The sequence below is a fragment of the Rhodanobacteraceae bacterium genome, from assembly GCA_016713135.1.
GTDB lineage: Bacteria > Pseudomonadota > Gammaproteobacteria > Xanthomonadales > SZUA-5 > JADKFD01.
Genome location: JADJPR010000002.1, coordinates 125,678 through 146,376, shown reverse-complemented (window position 1 = coordinate 146,376; position 20,699 = coordinate 125,678). Strand labels below are relative to the sequence as shown.

Annotated in this window: 21 protein-coding genes; 11 read left to right on the top strand and 10 right to left on the bottom strand. The window is 67.9% G+C overall.

Annotated features, from left to right (window positions below; genetic code table 11):
• The first annotated feature begins 120 nt into the window (after positions 1-120).
• The gene (gene asnS, locus IPK27_02875) at positions 121-1,521 is read left to right on the top strand and encodes an asparagine--tRNA ligase (GenBank protein ID MBK8066598.1); all 1,401 of its coding nucleotides are present in this window, start codon (positions 121-123) and stop codon (positions 1,519-1,521) included.
• A gap of 250 nt (positions 1,522-1,771) precedes the next feature.
• Here the strand turns inward: asnS and IPK27_02870 are convergent, their stop codons facing one another.
• From IPK27_02870 to IPK27_02860, 3 genes are all read right to left on the bottom strand, one after another.
• Entirely contained in the window at positions 1,772-3,034 is a 1,263-nt protein-coding gene (locus IPK27_02870) for a glutamate-5-semialdehyde dehydrogenase (protein ID MBK8066597.1), read from the bottom strand.
• Between the two features lie 5 nt (positions 3,035-3,039).
• Positions 3,040-4,134, bottom strand: a complete 1,095-nt coding sequence (proB, locus tag IPK27_02865; protein MBK8066596.1) for a glutamate 5-kinase — start codon at positions 4,132-4,134, stop codon at positions 3,040-3,042.
• A 170-nt stretch (positions 4,135-4,304) separates the two neighbouring features.
• The gene (locus IPK27_02860; protein ID MBK8066595.1) at positions 4,305-5,384 is read right to left on the bottom strand and encodes a hypothetical protein; all 1,080 of its coding nucleotides are present in this window, start codon (positions 5,382-5,384) and stop codon (positions 4,305-4,307) included.
• Positions 5,385-5,564: 180 nt separating this feature from the next.
• Here IPK27_02860 and IPK27_02855 point away from each other — a divergent pair, with 180 nt between their 5' ends.
• The 6 genes from IPK27_02855 (at position 5,565) to IPK27_02830 (ending at position 11,627) form a co-directional block, all read left to right on the top strand.
• The gene (locus IPK27_02855) at positions 5,565-6,620 is read left to right on the top strand and encodes a PstS family phosphate ABC transporter substrate-binding protein (protein MBK8066594.1); all 1,056 of its coding nucleotides are present in this window, start codon (positions 5,565-5,567) and stop codon (positions 6,618-6,620) included.
• A gap of 80 nt (positions 6,621-6,700) precedes the next feature.
• Positions 6,701-7,630, top strand: a complete 930-nt coding sequence (pstC, locus tag IPK27_02850) for a phosphate ABC transporter permease subunit PstC (protein ID MBK8066593.1) — start codon at positions 6,701-6,703, stop codon at positions 7,628-7,630.
• Position 7,631: 1 nt separating this feature from the next.
• Entirely contained in the window at positions 7,632-8,552 is a 921-nt protein-coding gene (gene pstA, locus IPK27_02845; protein ID MBK8066592.1) for a phosphate ABC transporter permease PstA, read from the top strand.
• A gap of 126 nt (positions 8,553-8,678) precedes the next feature.
• Positions 8,679-9,476: a phosphate ABC transporter ATP-binding protein gene (gene pstB / locus IPK27_02840; GenBank protein ID MBK8066591.1), complete on the top strand. Its 798-nt coding sequence runs from the start codon at positions 8,679-8,681 to the stop codon at positions 9,474-9,476.
• Between the two features lie 177 nt (positions 9,477-9,653).
• On the top strand, positions 9,654-10,370 hold the full coding sequence (phoU, locus tag IPK27_02835; GenBank protein MBK8066590.1) for a phosphate signaling complex protein PhoU: 717 nt from the start codon (positions 9,654-9,656) through the stop codon (positions 10,368-10,370).
• Between the two features lie 360 nt (positions 10,371-10,730).
• Positions 10,731-11,627 (top strand): DUF3426 domain-containing protein, encoded by an 897-nt coding sequence (locus IPK27_02830; protein ID MBK8066589.1) that lies wholly within the window; start codon positions 10,731-10,733, stop codon positions 11,625-11,627.
• 90 nt (positions 11,628-11,717) lie between these two features.
• On the opposite strand, the gene pdsR is transcribed toward IPK27_02830, so the two are convergent.
• Positions 11,718-12,407, bottom strand: coding sequence for a proteobacterial dedicated sortase system response regulator (gene pdsR, locus IPK27_02825; protein ID MBK8066588.1), 690 nt, complete (start codon positions 12,405-12,407; stop codon positions 11,718-11,720).
• A 347-nt stretch (positions 12,408-12,754) separates the two neighbouring features.
• Complete coding sequence (gene rpe / locus IPK27_02820) at positions 12,755-13,429, bottom strand: ribulose-phosphate 3-epimerase (protein MBK8066587.1); 675 nt, start codon at positions 13,427-13,429, stop codon at positions 12,755-12,757.
• 137 nt (positions 13,430-13,566) lie between these two features.
• Between rpe and IPK27_02815 the strand changes: the two genes are divergently transcribed.
• The 3 genes from IPK27_02815 (at position 13,567) to IPK27_02805 (ending at position 15,535) form a co-directional block, all read left to right on the top strand.
• Positions 13,567-14,328 (top strand): TerB family tellurite resistance protein, encoded by a 762-nt coding sequence (locus tag IPK27_02815; protein ID MBK8066586.1) that lies wholly within the window; start codon positions 13,567-13,569, stop codon positions 14,326-14,328.
• Positions 14,328-14,987, top strand: a complete 660-nt coding sequence (locus tag IPK27_02810; protein ID MBK8066585.1) for a nucleotidyltransferase family protein — start codon at positions 14,328-14,330, stop codon at positions 14,985-14,987. The genes IPK27_02815 and IPK27_02810 overlap by 1 nt, the downstream gene beginning before the upstream one ends.
• Positions 14,988-15,082: 95 nt before the next feature.
• Entirely contained in the window at positions 15,083-15,535 is a 453-nt protein-coding gene (locus IPK27_02805; protein MBK8066584.1) for a DUF4442 domain-containing protein, read from the top strand.
• A 384-nt stretch (positions 15,536-15,919) separates the two neighbouring features.
• On the opposite strand, the gene IPK27_02800 is transcribed toward IPK27_02805, so the two are convergent.
• Complete coding sequence (locus IPK27_02800) at positions 15,920-16,480, bottom strand: AAA family ATPase (GenBank protein ID MBK8066583.1); 561 nt, start codon at positions 16,478-16,480, stop codon at positions 15,920-15,922.
• A gap of 32 nt (positions 16,481-16,512) precedes the next feature.
• Between IPK27_02800 and IPK27_02795 the strand changes: the two genes are divergently transcribed.
• Positions 16,513-16,884 (top strand): hypothetical protein, encoded by a 372-nt coding sequence (locus IPK27_02795; GenBank protein ID MBK8066582.1) that lies wholly within the window; start codon positions 16,513-16,515, stop codon positions 16,882-16,884.
• A 9-nt stretch (positions 16,885-16,893) separates the two neighbouring features.
• On the opposite strand, the gene prmA is transcribed toward IPK27_02795, so the two are convergent.
• From prmA to aroQ, 4 genes are all read right to left on the bottom strand, one after another.
• Complete coding sequence (gene prmA / locus IPK27_02790; GenBank protein ID MBK8066581.1) at positions 16,894-17,775, bottom strand: 50S ribosomal protein L11 methyltransferase; 882 nt, start codon at positions 17,773-17,775, stop codon at positions 16,894-16,896.
• Positions 17,776-17,912: 137 nt separating this feature from the next.
• A complete protein-coding gene (gene accC, locus IPK27_02785) occupies positions 17,913-19,262 on the bottom strand; it encodes an acetyl-CoA carboxylase biotin carboxylase subunit (GenBank protein MBK8066580.1) in 1,350 nt (449 codons plus the stop codon).
• Between the two features lie 234 nt (positions 19,263-19,496).
• Positions 19,497-19,970 carry an acetyl-CoA carboxylase biotin carboxyl carrier protein gene (locus IPK27_02780; GenBank protein ID MBK8066579.1) on the bottom strand — a complete coding sequence of 158 codons (474 nt, stop codon included), beginning with the start codon at positions 19,968-19,970 and terminating at the stop codon, positions 19,497-19,499.
• Positions 19,971-20,023: 53 nt separating this feature from the next.
• The gene (gene aroQ, locus IPK27_02775; protein MBK8066578.1) at positions 20,024-20,461 is read right to left on the bottom strand and encodes a type II 3-dehydroquinate dehydratase; all 438 of its coding nucleotides are present in this window, start codon (positions 20,459-20,461) and stop codon (positions 20,024-20,026) included.
• Between the last annotated feature and the right edge of the window lie 238 nt (positions 20,462-20,699).

The following is a 20,699-nucleotide window of genomic DNA, read 5'->3' as shown; positions in this document are numbered from 1 at the left end:
GGGTCGGGAGCTGCCCCAGCAGCGCGTGCCGGCACGCCAGTCCTTCACGGCACCGCGCCCGCTTCCCGTATGATCCGCGGCCTCGCCGCGACACGCGGCAATCTGCACGGAATCAGGAACATGGCTTGGGTGACGGTCAAGGACGCGCTGGCGGGCAAGCATGCCGAGGGCACGGCGATCACGGTCAAGGGTTGGGTGCGCACGCGGCGCGATTCCAAGGCCGGGATTTCCTTCGTCCAGCTCAACGACGGCTCCTGCATGGGCAACCTGCAGATCGTCGCGCCGGCCACGCTGCCGAACTACGCCAATGAGGTGCAGCACCTGACCGCCGGTTGCTCGATCGAGGCCGACGGCACGCTGGTGCGCTCGCAGGGCCAGGGCCAGGCCTTCGAAATCCAGGCCAGCGCGGTGCGCGTGATCGGCCTGGTCGATGATCCGGAGACCTACCCGATCCAGCCCAAGGCGCATTCCTACGAATTCCTGCGCGAGGTGGCGCACCTGCGCCCGCGCACCAACACCTTCGGCGCGGTGACCCGCGTGCGCCACGCGATCATGCAGTCGATCCACCGCTATTTCGACCACCACGGCTTCTGCTGGGTCAACACGCCGATCATCACCGCCAGCGACGCCGAAGGTGCCGGCCAGATGTTCCGCGTGTCCACCCTGGACCTGATGAACCTGCCGCGCACGGATGCCGGCAAGGTCGACTTCAGTCAGGATTTCTTCGGCAAGGAGGCCTACCTGACGGTGTCCGGCCAGCTCGCGGTCGAGGCCTACTGCCTGGCACTGAGCAAGGTCTACACCTTCGGGCCGACCTTCCGCGCCGAGAACTCCAACACCCCGCGCCACCTGGCCGAGTTCTGGATGATCGAGCCGGAGATCGCCTTCGCCGACCTGAACGACGACGCCACTCTCGCCGAGGGCCTGCTCAAGCAGGTGTTCCGCGATGTGCTGGAGCGCTGCGGCGAGGACCTGAAGTTCTTCGACGACCGCGTGCTCAAGGGCGTGATCCAGCGCCTGGAGCAGTTCGTTTCGGCCGAGTTCGCGCGCATCGACTACAGCGACGCGATCACGATCCTGCAGCAGTCCGGCAAGGCCTTCGAGTACCCGGTCAGCTGGGGCGTGGACCTGCAGACCGAGCACGAGCGCTACCTCAGCGAAGAGCACGTCGGCCGCCCGGTGGTGGTGATGAACTACCCGGAGCAGATCAAGGCCTTCTACATGCGCATGAACGACGACGGCCGCACCGTCGCCGCGATGGACGTGCTGGCGCCCGGCATCGGCGAGATCATCGGCGGCAGCCAGCGCGAGGAGCGCCTGGACCTGCTCGATGCGCGCATGGTCAAGTTCGGCCTGGAGCCGCACGCCTACCAGTGGTACCGCGATTTCCGCCGCTACGGCACCGTGCCGCACGCCGGCTTCGGCCTCGGCTTCGAGCGCCTGGTGGCCTATGTCACCGGCATGGCCAACATCCGCGACGTGATCCCGTACCCGCGCACGCCGGGGAATGCGGCGTTCTGAGGCAAGTGCGGTGCCCTCCGGGGCGGGCGGACATTGGCCCGGGGAAGCGGGGCAGGGGGCAGGGGGCAGGGGACGTGGTGTGCGCCACTGTCGGACCCTGCGGCGGGCGGGTTGGTCAGGGGGTGAAGCGCGGCAGGGATCTAGGGGCAAGGGGTATCGCCTTGCGTCACAGGCGGATCACGCGGCAGGCCAGGTCCCATGCCCCCTGACCCTTTCCCCGTTTCTGGCCGTCAGGGGACCCGCCGCAGGCTCAGCGTCGCACGCTGTACGCGCCCTCGACCACCCACTTGTAGCTGCACAACTCGCTCAGGCCCATCGGGCCGCGGGCGTGCAGGCGCTGGGTGGAAACGGCCACCTCGGCGCCGAGGCCGAGTTCGCTGCCGTCGGTGAAGCGCGTGCTGGCATTCCAGTAAACCGCGGCGGAATCGATGCGCGCCAGGAATTCGGCCGCGAGCACCGGATCCTCGGTAAGGATGCCGTCGGAATGGCCGCTGGAGTGGCGCTCGATGTGCGCCAATGCCGCCTCGGCGTCGGCGACCACACGCACGCCGAGCACCAGCGACAGCCATTCGGTGTCGTAATCGTCGGGACCGGCAGGGCGCACGCGCGCGGCGGCCACCGCATCGGCCAGCGGCAGGCTGGCGTCGTCGCAGCGCAGTTCCACTCCGTCACCGCCGAGCAACTCCGCCAGGCGCGGCACGAAACGCGCCGCAATGGCGTGGTGCACCAGCACCGTGTCAAGCGCATTGCACACGGTCGGGCGCTGCACCTTGGCGTTGCGAATCACCGGCAGGGCGCGGTCCAGGTCGGCGTGCTGGTCGACATACAGATGACAGATGCCGATGCCGCCGGTGATCACCGGGATGCGGCTTTCGCGGCGGCAGAATTCGTGCAGGCCGGCACCGCCGCGCGGGATGATCAGATCGACCAGGTCGTCCAGTTGCAGCAGTGCGAGCGAGGCCTCGCGCGCGGTGGAATCGATGAACTGCAGCGCGTCGCCGGGGAGGCCGCTGGCGGCCAGCGCCTCGCGCGCGATCCCGAGCAGCACGCGGTTGCTGGCGATGGCCTCCTTGCCGCCGCGCAGCACCGCGGCGTTGCCGGTCTTGATCGCCAAGGCGGCGACATCGATGGTGACGTTCGGGCGCGATTCGTAGATCACGCCGAGCACGCCGAGCGGCACCCGCCGCTTGTGCACGCTGATGCCCGAGGGCAGCACGCGCGCGTCGAAGCGCTCGCCCAGGGGGTCGGGCAGGGTGGCGACATGCTCGACATCGCGCGCGATCGCCTCGATGCGCGGGCCATCCAGGCGCAGGCGGTCGAGCATCGCGGGCGCGAGGCCAGCGCGCTCGCCGTCGGCCAGGTCGTCGCGGTTGGCGCCGATGATTTCGTGCGCATGGGTGCGCAGCAAAGTGGCCAGCGCGCCGAGGAAGGCGTTGCGCTGCTCGCCGGGACTGCGCTTGAGGCGGGCGCTCGCGGCGCGCGCGGCGGCCGCCTGGACGCGCACTTCAGGAATCGGGTTCACAGCATCACCAAGTCGTCGCGATGGATGAATTCGGGACCGAAGTCGTAGCCGAGGATGGCCTCGACTTCGCTCGAGCGCTTGCCGGCGATGCGCTTGAGTTCGGCCGCGCCGTAATTGGCGATGCCGCGTGCCAGCGCGCGGCCGTCGGCGGCATGCACGGTGACGGTGTCGCCGCGGTCGAACTCGCCGCTGACGCTCTTCACGCCGACGCCGAGCAGGCTCTTGCCCTGGACCAGCGCTTGTTCCGCGCCGCCATCGATGCCAACCCCGGTGCCGGTGCGCAGCCCGCTCAGGATGTAGCGCTTGCGCGCCTCGCGCGGCGGCGTCAGCGCAGTAAACCGGGTGCCGACTTCGACGCCATCGATCAGTTGCGCGATCACCGCCGGGTCCGCGCCGCTGGCGATCACCACCTCGGTGCCGCCGCGGCGGGCGATGTCGGCTGCGCGCAGCTTGGTCAGCATGCCGCCGGTACCGAGCATGCCGGCCTTGCCGCCGGCTGCCTGCCACAGTGCTTCGGGAATCTCGGGCGTGTCGACCCGGCGCACCAGGGTCGCGTCCGGGTTGTGCCGCGGATCGGCATCGAACAGGCCTTCCTGGTCGGTCAGCAGCACCAGCAGCCGCGCGTCGACCAGGTTGGCCACCAGCGCGGAGAGCTGGTCGTTGTCGCCGACGCGGATCTCATCGGTGGCCACGGTGTCGTTCTCGTTGACCACCGGCAGCACGCGGTGGGCGAACAACTCCTCGAAGGTGCGCCGCGCGTTCAGGTAGCTCCGCCGCCGCTCCAGGTCCCAGCGGGTCAGCAGCACCTGGGCCACGCGCTGTCCGTAATAGCCGCAAAGCTCGCCATACAGCGCCATCAGCCGCGGCTGACCCACCGAGGCGAGCATCTGCTTGGCCGCGACATGACGTGCATCTGGCGCGATCCCGAGCGCCTCGCGCCCGGCCGCCACGGCACCCGAGCTCACCCAGGCGATCTCATGTCCCGCCGACGTCAGGCGTGCCAGCGCCTTGGCGTAATCGAGCAGTCGCGGCGGCGACAGCCGGCCCTGCTCGGTGGCGGTGGAAGTGCCGATCTTGACGACGACGCGCATGGGGCCGGGGAGTTGCGGGGACCGGCGAGTCTAGGGGGTGGCGGCGTGGAGTTTGCACACCACGGAGGGTTGTGGGTTCTGGGTTCTGGGTTGTGGGCGGCAAAAGCACCGCTGACATGCCCGAACTCGACCGCCCTGCTGCCCACAACCCACAACCCACAACCCTCTGCTCAGAACGTCAGCATCACCCTGGCCTCGAGCACATCCGGCTGCACGTCCACGCCGCGACGCTCGCCGTCGACGTGCACATAGTTGGCCGCCAGGCGCACGTGCTTGCCGAGGTACCAGTTGGCGCCCAGGGTGTAGTTGCGGGTGTCGCCGCCGCGCACGCTGCCATCGTCCAGGTCGAGTTCGCTGATGCGCGCGGCGATCTCCACCGCGCGCCCGTCTTCGCCGAGGTCGGGGATGTCGATCGCGCCATCCTTGTAGGCAGTGTGGTCGCCGCTCAGGAACCAGCCCAGTTGTGCGTACCAGCCGCCGAGCGCGGCATCGCTCGCGCTGCGGCGCGACAGATCGGCGCGCAGGTATTCGCCCTGGACCGTGAACGGGCCGTGGATCCATAGCGCCTCCAGGCCGGTGCGGCGGATGCGGTCGACCCCGGCCAGGCTGCCGGTATCGAGGCGCGTGCGGCCGATGCCGCTCTGCTCCACGCGCGAGGAGAAGCGGGCCAGATCGCCCTCCGGGCTCTCGCTGCCGGCCGACAGCGCCAGGTGCAGCAGGTTGCCGGGCTGCGCCCAGGGCGTCCACACCACCCGGCCGACCGCTCCGGCGCCCTTCTGCAGTCCGCGCAGATTGCCGTCGTAGCCGCTAAGGCTCAGACGCCAGTGCGCAGTGGCATAGGTGTACTCGACGCCAAGGCGGCGCGCCAGCGCGAAGCTGCCGGGCAAGCCCTGCTCCATGAACATGGTGTAGCGGTCGCTGGTCAGTTCATCCAGAAACATCGGTTGCTTGTACTGGCCAAGGCGCACCGCGTGTCCCTCGCCACGCCAGCGCAGCCAGGCATCGGTCCAGGTGTTCGTGTGCACATCGAACTCGACTTTGGCATCGACGCCTGCGGGTGCCTTTGCTCCCAGCGAGAAGCGCGTCCGGCGTGCGTTCGACAATGGCGTCGACTGGTCGTTCTCGTCGGTACGCAACCAGTCGTATTGAATGTTGCCGCCCAGGGCCCATTGCCAGTCGGATGCCGATGCGCCCCTGGCGGTGGCGAGCATCAGGGCGAGGGGCAGCAGCAGGCGGGTGCTTGGGCGCATTGTTTCACTCTCGCGACGGAATGGTGACAAACAGGTGTATTTAATGTTGCACATGAATGACAGTGACGACACTCCGGCGACATGAAACCGCTGCCGTGCGGTCCTTTGCGTCGGGAGTGTCATATCAATGTCATGTTTCCGCCACAGACTTCCGCGACTTCCATCGAACGAGTGCCCGCCATGAGCGCCCCGCGTCTGAGCCTGCTGTCCATTCTCATCATCGCCGGCCTGGTGGCCTGCGGTTCGCAGCCTGACTCGACGGGCACGCCGGCAGCGCCCACGACTGCGCCTGCTGCGCCGGTCGCTGCGGCCCAGGTCGTGCAGATCGACGGTTCCAGCACGGTCTATCCGATCAGCGAAGCGATCGCCGAGGAATTCCAGATCCAGAACCAGGGCACCTACAAGGTGACCGTCGGCGTCTCCGGCACCGGCGGCGGCTTCAAGAAGTTCTGCCGCGGCGAACTCGACATCGCCAACGCCTCGCGCCCGATCCAGAAGTCCGAGATGGAGACCTGCGCGGCCGCCGGCATCAAGTACTTCGAACTGCCGATTGCGTATGACGCGCTGACGGTCGTGGTCAACCCGCAGAACAGTTTCCTGTCGACGGCCACGGTTGAGCAGCTCAAGCAGATCTGGGCGCCGGAATCGCAGGGTACGGTCACCCGCTGGAACCAGATCGACCCGAGCTGGCCGGACGCTGAATTCAAGCTCTACGGCGCCGGTTCCGATTCCGGCACCTTCGACTATTTCACCGAGGCGGTGGTGGGCAAGGCCAAGAGCAGCCGCGGCGACTACACCGCCAGCGAGGACGACAACACCCTGGTGCAGGGGGTCGCGCAGGACGTCAATGCGCTCGGCTATTTCGGCTATGCCTACTACGCCGAGAACCAGGACAAGCTGAAGGCGGTCGCGATTGCCCCGACGGCCGGCGCGCCGGGGGTGCTGCCGAGCGACGCGACGGTGATCGACGGCAGCTACCAGCCGCTGGCCCGTCCGATGTTCGTCTACGTCAGCGAGAAGTCGCTGGCGCGCGCCGAGGTCAAGGCCTTCATCGAATTCTACTTCGCCAACATCGCCGAGCTGGCGCGCGAAGTGCGCTATGTGCCGCTGCCGCCGGAAGCCTACGAGACGGTCAAGAAACATCTGGCCGAGGGGAAGTTGGGCACCGTGTTCAAGGGCGAGCCAGCCACCGCCGTGACCATCGAGGACCTGTTGCAGCGCGAAGCGGCACTGTAATCCGGCCCGCGTAGACTCGCCGTTCCCCCGCTCGCCTGCGGGCGGGGAAACGACTGTCCTTCTGCGCACACGACGATCCCATGACCGCCACCCAGGCCCCACCCGCTGCCGCAGGCCGCCTTGCCCACCGCCGCTCGCGCCATCTGCGCGAGCGTTTCATCGAGGCTGTGCTGCTCGGCGCGGCGCTGGTGGCGGTGGCGACCACCATCGGTATCGTGTTCATCCTGCTGAAGGAGTCGATTGCCTTCTTCAGCCGGGTGTCGATCGTCGATTTCTTCACCGACGGCCAGTGGACCCCGCTGTTTTCGGATCCGCACTTCGGCATCTGGGTGCTGCTGTCGGGCACCCTGACCAGTTCGGCCATCGCGCTCTCGGTGGCCATCCCGGTCGGCACCGTGCTGGCGATCTACCTGTCGGAATTCGCCAGCAGCCGCGTGCGCGAGGTTGCCAAGCCGGTGCTGGAACTGCTGGCGGGCATCCCGACCATCGTGTTCGGCTACTTCGCGCTGTTCTTCGTCACCCCGTTGCTCAAGAACTTCATCCCGTGGCTGCCCGGCTTCAACCTGCTTTCCGCGGGCCTGGTGATGGGCGTGATGATCGTGCCCTACATCTCGTCGATCAGCGAGGACGCGATGCGCGCGGTGCCGATGTCGCTGCGCGAGGGCGCTTACGCAATGGGCGCGACGCGCCTGCAGGTGGCGCTGCACGTGGTGGTGCCGGCGGCGTTCTCGGGCCTGGCCGCCGCCTACATCCTCGGCATCTCGCGCGCGGTGGGCGAGACCATGATCGTCGCCGTGGCCGCGGGCATGCAGCCCAACTTCACCTTCAACCCGACCGACCAGGCGGCCACCATCACCGCCTACATCGTGCAGGTGGCCAAGGGCGATCTGCCGCATGGCAGCACCGGCTACCTGACGATCTTCGCCGCCGGCCTGACCTTGTTCGTGCTCACGCTGGTGTTCAACCTGCTCGGCTTCTGGCTGCGCCGCCGCTTCCGTGAGGAGTACTGACATGTCCTCGGTCGCTCCTGCACTGCGCCAGACCATTGCCAGCGCCAAACGCCGCGACGTGCTGTTCGTTGCCCTCGGCGTGGCCGCGCTGATGTTCGCCGCCTGCACCTTCGTTGCCTTGTTCATCGACATGGTCGGCGACGGCTGGCAGCGTCTCAACGGCGATTTCTTCACCCAGTTCGCCTCGCGCCGCGCCGAGCGCGCCGGCATCCTGGCGGCCTGGGTGGGCAGCTTTGCGGTGATGGTCGTCACCGCGCTGTTCGCGGTGCCGCTCGGGGTCGCGGCCGGCATCTATCTCGAAGAGTACGCGCCGCGCAACAAGCTGACCGCGCTGATCGAGATCAACATCAACAATCTCGCCGGCGTGCCGTCGATCGTGTACGGCCTGCTCGCGCTGGGGCTGTTCGTGCACACCTTTGGCCTGGGTGCCAGCGTACTGACGGCTGGCCTGACGCTGGCGCTGCTGATCCTCCCGGTGGTGATCGTCGCCACCCGCGAGGCGATCCGCGCCGTGCCGGGCGCCATCCGCGAGGCGGCCTACGCGCTCGGCGCGACGCGCTGGCAGATGGTGCAGCACCATGTCCTGCCGTACTCGCTGCCGGGCATCCTGACCGGCGTGATCATCGGCCTGTCACGCGCGATCGGCGAGACCGCGCCGATCGTCACCATCGGCGCGGTCAGCTTCATCGCCTTCCTGCCGCCGCCGCCGGTGACCGCCAGCTTCCCCTGGCTGAGCTTCGACTGGCTGGCCTCGCCCTTCACCGCGATGCCGATCCAGATCTTCGGCTGGACCAGTCGTCCCGAGGAGGCCTTCCAGGCGAATGCCTCGGCCGCAGCGCTGGTGCTGGTGGTGATGACCCTGCTGATGAACGCGATCGCGATCTGGCTGCGCTATCGCCTGCGCCGCAATCTGAACTGGTGATGGCGATGGCGGAGCGCGGGCCCCCCCCCCCCCCCCCCCCCCCCCCCCCCCCCCCCCCCCCCCCCCCCCCCCCCCCCCCCCCCCCCCCCCCCCCCCCCCCCCCCCCCCCCGCCAACCCACTCCCCGATGAACGACGAGCCGAAAAAGCCCGACCTGGCCACCCTGGCGAAGAAAGCCGAGGCGCGCGACCTCAATTTCTACTATGGCCAGAAGCAGGCGCTGAAGGGCATCAACCTGCCGATCTACGACAAGAAGGTCACCGCGCTGATCGGCCCCTCCGGCTGCGGCAAGAGCACCTTCCTGCGCTGCTTCAACCGCATGCACGATCTGTATCCGGGCACCCGCTACGAGGGCGAGATCCGGCTGCACCCGGATGACGTCAACCTGCTGGCGCGCGAGGTCGACCCGATCGAGGTCCGCATGCGCCTGGCGATGGTGTTCCAGAAGCCCAATCCCTTCCCGAAGTCGATCTTCGAGAACGTCGCCTATGGCCTGCGCATCCGCGGCGAGAAGCGCCGCACCGTGCTGATGGACCGCGTCGAGGAAGCGCTCAAGGGCGCCGCGCTGTGGAACGAGGTCAAGGACCGGCTGGATGAGCTGGGCACGACCCTGTCCGGCGGCCAGCAGCAGCGTTTGTGCATCGCCCGCGCGCTCGCCTGCGACCCGGAACTGCTGCTGTTCGACGAGCCCACCAGCGCGCTCGACCCGATCGCCACCGGCAGCATCGAGGAACTGATCCACGAGCTGCGCGAGAAGGTCACCATCCTGATCGTCACCCACAACATGCAGCAGGCCGCGCGCGTGTCAGACTTCACCGCGTACATGTACCTCGGCGATTTGATCGAGTTCGGCTGGACCGACGATGTGTTCTTCCGTCCGCGCAAGAAGCAGACCGAGGATTACATCACGGGGCGCTTCGGTTGAAATGACGCTGTTTTCTTGTCCGCAAAGGACGCAAAGGACGCAAAGGAGAGCAGAGGAGGGCGGGCTGCCGTCGCGCGGTGCCAATCGCTTTTCTTTGCGTCCCTTGCGTCCTTTGCGGACTATTGCTCTTCCTGATGTCGGCCCGGCGTTCGTGTCGCGGGCGAGCGGAGTAATGCGATGAACCCCACCGAACACCAATCCAAGCAATTCGATGCCGACCTGACCGCGCTGCGTTCGCGCGTGGTCGAGATGGCAGGGCTGGTCGATGAGCAGTTCCGCCGCGCAGTCGAGGCCCTGGCCACCGGGCGCACCATGCTGGCCGAGGACGTGGTTGCGAAAGATGCGTCGGTGAATGCGCTGGAAGTGCGCATCGACGATGCCTGCGCCCACTTGATCGCCAAGCGTCAGCCGGCGGCGAGCGATCTGCGCATGGTGCTCGGCGTCAGCAAGATCGTGTCGGAACTGGAGCGCATCGGCGACAAGGCGCGCAAGATCGCGCGCCTGACGGTCAAGGTGCGCGACGGCGGGGTGACCGAGGGCGGCTGGGTTGGCGACATCGAGCGCCTGGCCGAGCGCGCGCGGCAGATGCTGCGCGGCGCACTGGATGCCTTCGTGCGCAGCGACCTGGAGGCGGCCGTCGGCGTGCTGCGCAACAACCGCGACTTCGCGCGCGACACCTCGGTCACCAGCAACGAGGTGGTGCAGCGCATGTCGGCGCAGCCTGGCGATGTGCCGGCGCTGCTCGACATGCTGTCGATCACCCGCGCGGTGGACCGCGTGGCCGACCACGCAGCGAACATCGCCGAGCACCTGGTCTACATCGTGCGCGGGACCGATGTACGCCACGCGACGCTGGAGCAAATCGAGCGGGAAGCGCTCTCTCCCAGGAGCTAGGAAGCGCGGGTTCTGGGTTGTGGGTTGTGGGTTGTGGGCAGCGAGGCTCGCGTTCCCATACCTGTGGGAGCCGACTCCGTCGGCGATCTCTGAACCGCGGGTTGTAGGTTCCGAGTTGTGGATTGTGGGCAGTGAAGCTCCCGCTGCGACACCTGTGGGAGCCGACTCCGTCGGCGATCTTTCCTGCGGCCGCTGGACAGGATCGCGGACAGAGTCCGCTCCCGCAGGCCATCGGCATACCGGCCCACAACCCAGAACTCACAACCCGAAACCACAACGCGGAAGCGATGCGCAATGGAGCCGCGGACCCACATCTGGCCGCTATGCTCCGTCCCCATGTACACCCAATGCGACCGCTGCTTGACCGTTTACCGCCTGCAGGCGGAGGCCTTGGCGCGTGCGCGGGGGCAGTTCCGCTGCGGGCATTGCGGCAGTGTGTTCGACGGGCTCGAACGCCTGACCGAGCGCCTGCCTGAGGGGCCGTTCCAGGAGTTGCCGCACGAGGAATCCAGCCCGACGCCGGTGGTGCTGAATATCCCGGCGATGCGTCCGGCGCCGCGCCAGCCGGCGCTGTTCGCGGGCGCGCATGAGGACCCGACGCCGCCTCTGCCCGGGGTCGGCGGTGGTCGGCGCGAGCCGCGCTTGCCGGGGGAATGGATCGCCGCCGAGCGCGCCGATCGTGGTCGAGGTACCGCCACGCGCCAGCCGGTCGCGCCTGAGTTGCGCGCTGCGCCGCGCATCGAAGGTGCCAGCCGGCGCGCGGCCGCGGCGCGTACGCCCAGCAATGGCGGCTGGTGGCTCGGGAGTATCCTGCTGGCGCTGGTGCTGACTGGTCAGGTCGGATATGCGGAGCGCGAGCGCCTGCTCGAGGATGAACGCGTGCGGCCCTGGCTGGACCAGGTGTGCGACCGCTTCAACTGTCGCCTGCCGATGCGCAGCGCGGTGGATGCGATCCGCCTGGTCAGTCGCGAGGTGCGCCCGCACCCGGATGCGCCGCGCGCATTGATGATCAGCGCGAGCATGGTGAACGATGCCGGATTCACCCAGCGCTTCCCGGTGGTCGAAGTGACCCTGTCTGACCTGGGCGAGCGTGCCATCGCCCAGCGTCGGTTCCAGCCGGCCGAATACCTCGCCGAGGCGAGCAGCATCGAGCGCGGGTTTCCGGCTGGCGCGACCGCACCGCTGGTCTTCGAGGTGGCCGACCCAGGCAAGGAGGCGGTGGCCTTCGAGTTCAGGTTCCTGCCGGCGGGCAACTGAGGCGCGGTACGGGCTCGCGCCGGCGCAGGCAGCGATTCAGCGCAGGGACCGCGGGAAGAGCGCCGGAGAGGCGCCGTGCGCCACTCCGGCCTACGCCTTCCAGCGGTAGCCGACACCGTGCACCGTGTCGACCGAATCGAACTCACGGTCGACCGCCACGAACTTCTTGCGGATGCGCTTGATGTGGCTGGTGATGGTGGCCTCGTCGACCACCACCTGCGCTGCGCTCATCAGCTGGTCGCGGTTCTTCACGTGGCCCGGATAGCGCGCCATCGCGTGCACGATCCAGAACTCGGTCACCGTCAGCGGCACCTCGATGTCCTTCCAGGTGGCGCGCATGCGGTCGCCCTCGAGCTTGAGGTGCCCGTGTTCCAGCAACTGGTCCTTGCCGGCCGGCTGGCTCAACGCCTCGACCCGGCGGAACAGCGAGACGATCCGCGCCAGCAGATGCTGCAGGCTGATGTCCTTGGTCAGGTAGTCGTCCGCGCCCAGGCGCAGGCCGGAGATGATGTCGAGGTCGGCATCGCGCGCGGTCAGGAAGATGATCGGCAGCGCGGTCGAGCGCTGGCGCAGTTCGCGGCACAGTTCGAAGCCACCTTCGGGCTCGTCACCCAGACCGATGTCGATCAGCACCAGGTCCGGCATGCGCAGGGCGAACGCACTCGACGCCTGCGGGCGCGAGGCGAAGGTCTGCACATCGTAGCCGTAACGCTTCAGCGCATCGGCATAATTCGCGCGGATGGCGGGTTCATCTTCGACGATGGCAATCTGGCGGGCCATGGGGCTCGTGGCAGGTGGAGTCGGCGCGAACGGTAGGCGGCCACGCCGCTCCCGGCAAGCATCGGCCGTCGCTTGTCCCCGATTTGCCCGATGCTGACCTGCGCAGGATCGGGTACCGAAAAGCAGGACGCAGAGGGCACAGAGAAGAAGCAGAGAGAACGCAGAGGAAACGCTGAATCGAGTGCAACGAGGCACGTCCCCGATGTGTCAGACGGGTGTTCAGTGCGACGCTGGGCACGGAAGCATTCGCCATCTCCGGGCCCGTGCCTCGGTCAACCCCAACCCTCGCTCTCTCCGTGTTCTCTCTGCTTTTCCTCTGTGTCCTCTGCGTCCGGTTCTTTTCACCCCTACGGAGCAGCAGCGGCGATCTCGGCGCGCATGCGGGCGATGGTGGCGGCGTAGTCGGGCGAGTTGAAGATCGCGGAGCCGGCGACGAAGGTATCGGCGCCGGCCGCGGCGATCGCGCGGATGTTGTCGGCCTTGACGCCGCCGTCGACTTCCAGCCGGATCTCGCGGCCGCTGGCGGCGATGCGCTGGCGCGCGGCGCGCAGTTTGTCGAGGGCGCCGGGGATGAAGGACTGGCCGCCGAAGCCGGGGTTGACCGACATGATCAGGATCAGGTCGAGCTTGTCCATCACGTGGTCCAGGTGGTTCAGCGGGGTCGCCGGATTGAACACCAGCCCGGCCTGCATGCCGTGCTCGCGGATCAGGCCGAGGGTGCGGTCGATGTGCTCGCTGGCCTCGGGATGGAAGCTGACCAGGCTGGCGCCGGCCTTGGCGAAATCCGGGACGATGCGGTCCACCGGCTTGACCATCAGGTGCACGTCGATCGGCGCCGTGATGCCGTACTTGCGCAGCGCCTCGCAGACCAGCGGGCCGACCGTCAGGTTCGGCACGTAATGGTTGTCCATCACGTCGAAGTGGACCCAGTCGGCACCGGCGGCAAGGACTTTCGCCGTGTCTTCGCCGAGTCGCGCGAAGTCGGCGGAGAGGATCGATGGGGCGATGATCGGGGCGGTCATGGGTCGTGCCTCGGCGAAACGCGGGAGGCGGCATGCTAGCGGTTGGCGTCAGGTCGCGGCATGCGCTGCGACGCAGGCATCAGCTGTGCGACAGCCGGCGCCCTTAGAATCGGCCGTATGCAGCGCAATCGGATTCCATGAAGACGCTCGGCAAGCTGATCGGTGGTGGCCTCGGGCTGGCGGCCGGCGGGCCCTACGGCGCCATCGCCGGGCTCGCGCTCGGCCACGCGCTGGACGCCGGCTGGCTGCGTTGGCGCGTCGCCGACGGCGTGCGCATGGCTGACCCGCGCGGCGCGCGCGTCGACTTCCTGTTCCTCTGGCTCGGGCACCTGGCCAAGGCCGATGGGCGGGTCAGCGAGGGCGATATCGCGGCCGCCGAGCAGCTGATGCAGCGCCTGCAGCTCGACGAGCCCGGTCGCGCCGGGGCCATCCGGGCCTTCCAGCGTGGCCGCGCTGGGCGCCTGGACATCGTCGGCGAGGTCAGCCAATTCCGCCGTGTGGCCGCACCGCAGCCGCAGGAGCTTGCCGACATGTTGCGCGCGCTGGCCGATTACGCGCGCAACGACGGGCGCATGACCCCGGCCGAGCGTGGCGTCATCGAGCGCCTGGGCAGCGCCTTTGGCATGAGCCGCGAGGCGGTTGCCGCTCAGATCGCCGAGCGCGCCAAGGGCCCGCCACCGCTGCCGCTGGACGACTGCTACCGCACGCTCGGCTTGGCGCCATCCGTCAGCGACGACGACCTCACCCGCGCCTGGCGTCGCCTGCTGGCCCAGCACCATCCCGACAAGCTGCAAGGGCAGGGGGCCGACGAGGCCGCGCTGAAGGCCGCCGACGCGCGCACGCGCGAGCTGCGTGCGGCCTATGAGCGCATCGTCGCCGCGCGGGGTCGGGCCAACTGATGCGCGCCCTGATTTTTGCCGCCGGCAAGGGCGAGCGCATGCGCCCGCTGACCGACACCCGGCCGAAGGCATTGCTGGAGGTGGCCGGCGTGCCGCTGATCGGCTGGCACCTGCGTGCCCTTGCGCGCGCTGGCGTGGTCGATGTGGTGGTCAACACCGGCTGGCTCGGCGAGCAGTTGCCGGCCACCCTGGGTGATGGCGAGGACTACGGCGTGCGCATCCGCTGGTCGCATGAGCCGCCGGAACCCTACGAGACCGGTGGCGGCATGCGTCGGGCGCTGCCGCTGCTGGGTGAGGCGCCCTTCATCGCGGTGAATGCGGACATCCACACCGATTTCGACTACGCCAGCCTGCCCGTCGCGCCCGTGGGCCTGGCGCACCTGGTGCTGGTCGACAATCCGCCGCAGCACCCTCGCGGGGACTTCGTGTTGCGCGAGGGGCGCGTGCACCTGTGCGGCGCGCCGCGGCTGACCTTCGCGGGCATCGGCGTGTACCGTCCGGAGCTGGTTGCGCATTATCCGCTGGGTCGCTACGGGCTGGCGCCGATCCTGCGCGAGGCGATCGACTTCGGCATGGTCGGTGGCGAACACCATCGCGGGCGCTGGTCGGATGTCGGCACGCCCGAACGCCTCGCTGCGCTGAACCTGTCGCGACAATAGTTCGCACAAGTTTCCTGCAAGCTGGTTTGCGGTGACGCTTGCGCGCGGCTCTACTCGCGATACCTCCATTGGCATCGTTCTGCATGTCGCGTCGAATGACTCCGAGCCGGTTGAAACTGTGGGCCAACTGGTGGCCACCCTTCCTGTTCGCGGGCGTGCGCGTGCTCGAGATCGGCGCGGACTGGCGCTACGCCAAGGTTCTGCTCAAGCTGCGCTGGTACAACCGCAACTACGTGGGCACCCAGTTCGGTGGCCTGCTGTTCGCGATGACCGATCCCTTCTGGATGATCCTGGTGATGGAGAGCCTGGGACCCGAGTACATCGTCTGGGATCGTGCGGCGAAGATCGAGTTCGTGCGCCCAGGGCGTGGCGACGTGCAGGCCGAATTCCGCGTCCGCGAGGAAGACCTGGACGAGATCCGCAAGGCCGCCGCCAGCGGCGAGAAGGTGCTGCGCTGGTTCACGGTCAATGTGCGCGCGCCGGACGACAGCATCGTCGCGGTGGTGCAGAAGCAGCTTTACGTGCGACTGAAGTCGGCCAACAACTAGTGTGGTGTTCCGTAATTAAGTTGAAGAAATTTCCGATGAATCTTGCGGCGAGGCAAGGCGAGAGGAGGGTGAAAGCCGGCGGCTTGCGCGGCATGCCGCGCGCCGCATCGGCGCAACTGGCGGGCGGGACGCTGGTCATAGGCTATGGCGACGACGAGCAACGCCGTATCGGCGCCAAGGCGCGAAGAAATTCTAGGCATTTAGGCCACGCCAGGCGAGAGGAGGGTCCCGCAAGCATCGCAGGGTGCCGCGCGTCTTTGCGCCCGCAACTGCGTTGCCGTTGCGCCATAGAACCACAAGCCGACTACGAGCACGCCTGTATCGGCGCGAAATCCGGGCTTCTTCGCGCTACTTGCGGAACAGGACACTAGCCGTCTGCGAGCGTCAGCGGTCGTCGATCAGGATCGCGTTGAGCCGCGAGGCCAGCCGCAGCAGCACCTCGCGCAGCAGGAACTCGGGGGCCAGGCGCCCATCCAGGTGCCAGCAATCGGGTGGCGGCGGATCGAAGCGCAGAGCGTCGCTGCGCACCAGGGCTTCATCGCGATCCGGGGCTGGATGGCTGGGGTCGGCACGCACACGCTCGCAGGCTACCTCCACCGGCAGGTCGAGCCAGCACCACTGAACCTCGCCGCCGGCGTCCTCGACCACCTCCTCCAGCGCGACCCGGTCCGGACGCCGCGCCCAGGTCTTGCCGTCGACGATCAGGTTCAGTGCCGCGCGTACGCCGGTGCCAGCGCGGCGCAGCAGCAAATGATCGGCTTCCTCGCGCGCGGCGTCACCGGCGTCTCCGGGGTGGCGCTCGAAGCGGATCTGGTCGCGGTCGAGGAGCGACCATCGGGTCGCCGCGGCCAAACCGGCGGCGAGTGTCGACTTGCCGGCGCCAGGAAGGCCCATCAACGCCAGCACCAGCACCGCATGGCCGGACGGCGGGCACAGCGCTAACATCGGTTCATCGCTCCGCCTTGGCTCGATTGCCCATGTCCGACTCCCGCCTGCAACGTGCCTACGATAGCGCCCGCCGCTGGCTGCGCGAGGAATTGCCGAATGCAGAGACGCACGCGGCCGAATCGCTGCTGCACGTGATGGGCAAGGTCCGCGAGTACCTGGTCGCGGCCGAAGAATTGACGGCCGACGAGGCGCAGAAGGTCGCCGACACCCTGCGCTGGGATCTGCGCGAGGCCGCGCACCACTGGCATGACCTCAAGCTCGAATATGTCGACTGGGCGCGCTTCGACGTCGAGCAGATCGAATCGGCCATCCTCGACAAGCTGCTCGCCGCGGCCGACCCGACCTGGGTGGAGCTGGCGCGCTTCCAGCAGGGGCGCGGACGGCTGGACGACGAGTCCTGACGCAGGCGATCAGCGGCGGATCGCGGTGATCCGGATCCAGTCCTCGCGCTGGGTCACGACGAAGTCGCGGAACAAGCTCTGGTAGCGCGCGATGAACTCGCTTTCCTGGCCCTTCAGCATGCCGGAGAACACCGCCTCGCCACCTGACTTGACTGTGCCCGCGATGCGATCGGCCAGTTCGATCAGCGGACTCAGCAGGATGTTGGCGGCCAGGCGATCGCATGGCGGCGGCAGCGCGTCGCGCACCGACAGCAGCGACAGCCGCTCGCCGACGCCGTTGCGCTGCGCATTCTCCTGCGAGGCGATCAGCGCCTGCGGATCGTTGTCCAGGCCAAACGCGTGCCCCGCGCCGAGCCGTAGCGCCGCCACCGCGAGGATGCCCGAGCCGCAGCCGTAATCGAACAGGCTCTCGCCGTTCCACGACAGGCCATCCAGCCATTCCAGGCACAGCGCGGTGGTCGGGTGGGTGCCGGTGCCGAAGGCCAGGCCCGGGTCCAGGCGCACCACCACTGTGTCGCCGCCGGTGGGCGGCTCCACTGTTGTCGGGTAGATCCACAGCCGCTGGCCAAAGCGCATCGGCTGGTAGTGGTCCATCCATGCGCGGGTCCAGTCACGGTCGTCGAGCTTGGCGAAGCGCGCACTGCGCAGCACGTCCTCCGGCAGCTTGCCCTCCAGCTCCACCAGCAGTTCCAGAGGGTCGCGCTCAGCCGCGAACAGCGCCTGCAGCTTGAGCTGCGGCCATAGCGGCGTCTCGCCCGGCGCCGGTTCCAGCACCGGATTGTCCTCGGCATCCGTCAGCGTCTGCGCCAGCGCGCCGACCTCATCGAGCGCCTGCTCGACGGCCGCATGGTCGGAGGATTCGAGGCGCAGGTGGAGTTCTAGCCAGGGCATGGGAGAGCAGTCAAAAGTGAAAGGTGAAAAGTGAAAGGTGATGAATCAGGCGCGGGGAAGGTGTGAGGTTCAGGTGTTGCCGGATCGGCTCGCCGATCCGGCCTTCACTTTTCACTTTTCATTTGTCACCGATTCCATCACTTCCTCGCCTCCGCCAGCCGCCGCTCCAGATAGTGGATGTTGAACCCACCCACCTGGAACATCTGGTCGAGCATGTTCGACTGCTGCAGCGGGATGTTGGTCTTGATGCCCTGGATGACCAATTCCGAGAGCGCCACGCGCATGCGGGCGATGGCCGTGGCGCGGTCGGGACCGTGGGCGATCAGCTTGGCGATCATCGCATCGTAGTTCGGCGGGATCTTGTAGCCGTCGTACAGATGGGTCTCCATGCGGATGCCGGGGCCGCCAGGCGGATGGTAGCGGGTCACAGTGCCCGGCGAAGGGGTGAAGTTGAGCGGGTCCTCGGCGTTGATGCGGCACTCGATGGCGTGACCGCGCATGACGATATCGGACTGCTTGTAGCGCAGCTTCTCGCCGGAGGCGACGCGGATCTGCTCGGTCACCAGGTCAACGCCGGTGACCATCTCGGTGACCGGGTGCTCCACCTGGATGCGCGTGTTCATCTCGATGAAATAGAACTTGCCGCGCTCGTAGAGGAACTCGAAGGTGCCGGCGCCGCGGTAGCCGATGCGCTTGCAGGCCTCGACGCAGACCTCGCCGATCTCGGCGCGCTGCTTCTCGCTGATGCCGGGGGCCGGGGCTTCCTCGATCACCTTCTGGTGGCGCCGCTGCATCGAGCAGTCGCGCTCGCCGAGGTGGATCGCATTGCCCTGGCCGTCCGCCAGCACCTGGATCTCGATGTGGCGCGGGTTCTCGAGGAATTTCTCCAGGTACACCTGGTCGTTGCCGAAGGCGCTCTTGGCTTCCGCCTTGGTCATCGCCACGGCGTTCAGCAGCGCCATCTCGGTATGGACCACGCGCATGCCGCGCCCGCCGCCGCCGCCCGCCGCCTTGATGATCACCGGGTAGCCGATGTCTTTGGCGATGCGCGCGTTCTCCGCCGGATCATCGCCCAACGGCTTGCCGGAGCCCGGCACGCAGGGCACGCCAGCCTGCTTCATCGCGGTGATCGCGCTGACCTTGTCGCCCATCAGGCGGATGGTCTCCGGGCGCGGCCCGATGAAGACGAAGCCGGATTCCTCCACCCGCTCGGCGAAATCGGCGTTCTCCGACAGGAAGCCGTAGCCGGGATGGATGCCCTGCGCATCGGTCACTTCGGCCGCCGCGATCAGCGCCGGGATGTTGAGGTAGCTGTCCTTCGGCGGCGCCGGGCCGATGCACACCGACTCGTCGGCCATCGCCACGTGCTTGAGGTTGCGGTCCACGGTGGAATGCACCGCCACCGTCTTGATCCCCAGCGCCTGGCAGGCCCGGAGCACCCGGAGCGCGATTTCGCCGCGATTGGCGATGACGATTTTTTCAAGCATGTGAATGGACTCCAGATCTGCGCCTGGTCAGTTCGCCGGCGCATAGCTTCTTCTTGTCCGCAAAGGACGCAAAGGACGCAAAGAACGGCAGGAAAGAAACCGGGTCAAGCATCGGGCGGCAGGAGCTTCTGGATCGTCGATCCATCCGAGCAAAGTCCGCGACCATCCGGACTTCGCTCTTCTTTGCGTCCTTCGCGTCCTTTGCGGACCAATGCTCCTTGCCCGAAGGCTCCGTCACTGCACGACGACCAGCGGCTCGTCGAACTCCACCGGCTGGCCGTTCTCGACCAGGATCTTGACGATGGTGCCGGCGACTTCGCTTTCGATCGGGTTGAACATCTTCATCGCCTCGATGATGCCGAGGGTGTCGCCGACCTTGATCTGCTGGCCGACCTTGATGAACGGCGCGGCGCCGGGGGCGCTGGCGGCATAGTAGGTGCCGACCATCGGCGAGCGCACCACCTGGCCCTCGTGCTGGGCTTCGGCGGGCTTGGCCGGCGCGCTGGCCGACGCGGCGGTAGCCGGGGCGGCTGCAGCCGGGGCAGCCATCTGCACCTGCATCGGCGCCATCGTGGGCGCGGCGGCCATCGGCAGGTTCTTCGGCCAACGCGACAGGCGCACGGTCTCCTCGCCCTCGCGGATCTCGAGCTCGGCCAGGTTCGATTCCTCCAGCAACTCGATCAGTTTCTTGATCTTGCGAATGTCCATGGCCATGGCCGTACTCCCGCGGCGTACGCCGCTCGTGTAGAGGAAGGGGATGCTCAGCCGACGCGGCGCATGGCCGCGTCCAGACCGAGCCGGTAGCTGTCGACGCCGAGGCCGGTGATCACACCGACCGCGATGCCGGAAAGGTACGAGTGCTGGCGGAACGCCTCGCGCGCGTGGACGTTCGACAGGTGCACCTCGATGAAGGGGATCGCCACGCCCGCCAGGGCATCGCGCAGTGCGATGCTGGTATGCGTGTAGGCGCCCGGATTGATCAGGATGAAGCGGGTGCCATCCTCGCGCGCCGCATGGATGCGTTCGATCAGCACATGCTCTGCGTTACTCTGCAGCGTTGTGACCTCATGCCCGGCGGCGGCACCCAGCGCCACCAGGGCCGCATCGATCTCCGCCAGCGTGGTGCGGCCATACACATCCGGCTCGCGCGTGCCGAGCAGGTTGAGATTGGGGCCGTTGAGCACCAGGATACGCGCCATGCGGACGGTTGGTCGGGCCGGGAAGGGCGCGTAGTCTGCGTGTGCCGGCGGCCCCTGTCCAGACGCGATCGTCGCCGATCACTGTACGATCTTCGCCATTCGCGGCAGTATGGATCGGTAGCGACCCCGCCCGGGCTCGCATGTGCGACGACTGCTGCGCCGCGGGTGTCGGCAGGAAGGCGGCGCGGTGTGAAGCCTTCGTCTGCGTTGAACCCCCCGGACCCCATCCTGTAAACTC